General features: G+C 70.8%; 3 protein-coding genes. All 3 read right to left on the minus strand.

What is annotated here, in order from left to right:
- Positions 1 to 89 precede the first annotated feature (89 nt).
- A complete protein-coding gene (locus tag JWP64_RS10695; protein WP_297495417.1) occupies positions 90 to 428 on the minus strand; it encodes a P-II family nitrogen regulator in 339 nt (112 codons plus the stop codon).
- 3 nt (positions 429 to 431) lie between these two features.
- Positions 432 to 1,784 carry an ammonium transporter gene (locus tag JWP64_RS10700; RefSeq protein ID WP_297495418.1) on the minus strand — a complete coding sequence of 451 codons (1,353 nt, stop codon included), beginning with the start codon at positions 1,782 to 1,784 and terminating at the stop codon, positions 432 to 434.
- A gap of 261 nt (positions 1,785 to 2,045) precedes the next feature.
- Positions 2,046 to 2,994 (minus strand): signal recognition particle-docking protein FtsY (ftsY, locus tag JWP64_RS10705; protein WP_297495420.1); only part of this gene is annotated, 949 nt, incomplete at its 5' end.

The raw sequence follows: 2,994 nt of genomic DNA on the forward strand, positions 1-2,994 counted from the left end.
ACCGGACGAAACCCCCCCGGTCGAAAGACACGGTAGGCCCGCCGCACCTATCACTGGGCACGGGGGGCCCCGACGGTGAAGCGACAGAACTAGATGGCGTCGTTCCCGCGCTCGCCCGTGCGGACCCGGACGACGGTCTCGACCGGGGTCACCCAGACCTTGCCGTCACCGATCTTGCCGGTGCGCGCGGCCTCGACGACGGCGTCGACCACCTTGTCCGCGAGGGTGTCGTCCGCGACGACCTCCACCCGGACCTTCGGGACGAAGTCCACGGAGTACTCGGCACCCCGGTAGACCTCGGTATGGCCCTTCTGCCGGCCGTAGCCCTGGACCTCGGAGACGGTCATCCCGAGGACCCCGATCTGCTCGAGGGCGCCCTTGACGTCCTCCAGCACGAACGGCTTGACGATCGCCGTGATCAGCTTCATGGATCAGCCCTCCTTGCCGGCGGGCGCCGGCACGTGGGAGGCCGCCTGGGCGGTGGCCGCATCGGGACGCGGGGTCCCGGCGACGCCCGCCAGGCCGCGGTGGCTCGAGAAGTCGTACGCGGTCTCCGCGTGCTCGGTCTCGTCGATGCCGGTGTACTCGTCGTCCTCGCCGACCCGGATCCTGCCCCTGAAGATCGCCTTCACGACGAAGGCGATGACGAAGGTCAGGATGCCCGAGTAGAGGAGCACCGCGGCCGCGCCGACGACCTGGCGCCAGAGCTGGTCGACACCGCCGCCGTAGAACAGGCCGGCCACACCGGCGCCCGAGCCCGGGTCGGCGAGGAAGCCGACGAGCACGGTGCCCGCGATACCGCCGACGAGGTGGACGCCGACGACGTCGAGCGAGTCGTCGTAGCCGAAGCGGAACTTCAGCCCGACCGCCAGGGCGCAGAGCACACCGGCGATGGCGCCGACCGCGATGGCGCCCAGCGGGGAGACCGAGGAACAGGACGGGGTAATCGCGACGAGGCCCGCGACGATGCCGGAGGCGGCTCCGAGGCTCGTGGGCTTGCCGTCACGGACACGCTCGACGACCAGCCAGGCGAGCATCGCGCCGCAGGTCGCGACGATGGTGTTGAGGATCGCGTAGCCGGCGAGGCCGTTGGAGCCCACGGCCGAACCGCCGTTGAACCCGAACCAGCCGAACCACAGCAGGCCGGCACCGAGCATGACCAGCGTCAGGTTGTGCGGGCGCATGGGCTCGCGGGGCCAGCCGCGGCGCTTGCCGAGGACGATCGCGAGGGCCAGCGCCGCGACACCGGCGTTGATGTGGACCGCGGTACCACCCGCGAAGTCGATCGCCTTGAGGGTGTTGGCGATCCAGCCACCGGTCGCGGCGGTGACGCCGTCGAAGGCGAACACCCAGTGCGCGACCGGGAAGTACACGACCGTGGCCCAGATGCCGGCGAAGACCAGCCAGGCGCCGAACCTCATCCGGTCCGCGATCGCACCCGAGATCAGGGCGACGGTGATGATGGCGAACGTGGCCTGGAAGCCGACGAAGACCAGCGACGGGATGGTGCCCACCAGCGGGTAGGACTGCGCGTCGCCGGTGTAGGACCCGACGAAGAGCCCCTTCAGGCCCCAGTAGTCCGTGATGTTGCCGAGCAGTCCGCCGCCCACGTCGTTGCCGAAGGCCAGCGAGTAGCCGTACAGCACCCAGAGGACGCCGACCAGGCCCATCGCGCTCAGGCTCATCATCATCATGTTGAGCACGCTCTTGCTACGGACCATGCCGCCGTAGAAGAGCGCAAGGCCTGGTGTCATGAGCAGCACCAGCGCGGTACTGGCAAGCATCCAGGCGGTATCGCCGGTATCAGCCACGGAACTCCCTCCCGTTCGTCGCCGCTCGCCGAGCGGCAGATGCCCGGAATAATCGAAGCGCGATGTTTCGGGGAGGGTCGCTCGATGTTTCCGACCAGTGAACCTGCCGCCTCCGCGGGTTACATCGGGATTACGCAATGCTGCGAACCGCGAGGGTGACCGTCATGTCACGCACCGTCGTCCGTGCATCACGGTTCGGCGACCGTCCACTGTGACCGTCGTCGCTCGTCCGGCTCAGGTCAGCAGGGCGTCGACGAAGGCTTCCGGCTCGAACGGAGCCAGGTCGTCCGGGCCCTCACCCAGACCCACCAGCTTCACCGGCACGCCCAGCTCCCGCTGCACGCGGAAGACGATGCCGCCCTTGGCCGTTCCGTCCAGCTTCGTCAGCACGATGCCCGTGACCTTCACCACCTCGCCGAACACGCGGGCCTGGATCAGCCCGTTCTGGCCGGTGGTCGCGTCGAGCACGAGCAGCACCTCGTCGACCTCGGCCTGCTTCTCGACGACGCGTTTGACCTTGCCCAGCTCGTCCATCAGCCCGGTCTTGGTGTGCAGCCGGCCGGCGGTGTCCAGCAGGACGGCGTCCGCACCGTCCGCCGTGCCGCGCTTGACGGCGTCGAACGCGACGGCTGCCGGGTCCGCGCCCTCGGCGCCGCGCACGACCTTGGCACCGGCCCGCTCGCCCCAGGTCTGCAGCTGCTCGGCGGCGGCCGCGCGGAACGTGTCCGCCGCGCCCAGGACCACGTGCCGGCCGTTCGCCACGAGGACCCGGGCCAGCTTGCCGGTGGTGGTGGTCTTGCCCGTCCCGTTGACGCCGACGACGAGCACCACGGCCGGCCGCCCGTCGTGCGGGAGTGCCGCGACGGACCGGTTCACGTCCGGCCCGAGCGCGCGGCCGAGCACGTCCCGGAGGAGCTGCCGTGCCTGCTCCGGGGTGCGGACGCCGCGGGTGGCGAGCTCGGTGCGCAGGGTCTCGACGAGCTCGGAGGTCATCTCGGGGCCGAGGTCGGCCTGCAGGAGGGTCGCCTCGACGTCCTCCCAGGACTCCTCGTCGAGCTCGCCGGCGCCGAGGAGGCCCAGCAGGCTCTGCCCGAACCCGGAACGGGAGCGGGCGAGGCGGCCGCGCAGCCTCTCCAGGCGGCCGTCGGTGGGAGCGATCTCCTCCGTCGGGGCGGGCGGGGCC

The organism is Pseudonocardia sp., from assembly GCF_025465255.1.
Lineage (GTDB): Bacteria > Actinomycetota > Actinomycetes > Mycobacteriales > Pseudonocardiaceae > Pseudonocardia.

Bases quoted from the DNA above. Each gene is read 5' to 3' on its own strand.
- JWP64_RS10695 (WP_297495417.1), bottom strand. From the start codon at position 428: ATGAAGCTGATCACGGCGATCGTCAAGCCGTTCGTGCTGGAGGACGTC.
- JWP64_RS10700 (WP_297495418.1), bottom strand. From the start codon at position 1,784: ATGCTTGCCAGTACCGCGCTGGTGCTGCTCATGACACCAGGCCTTGCG.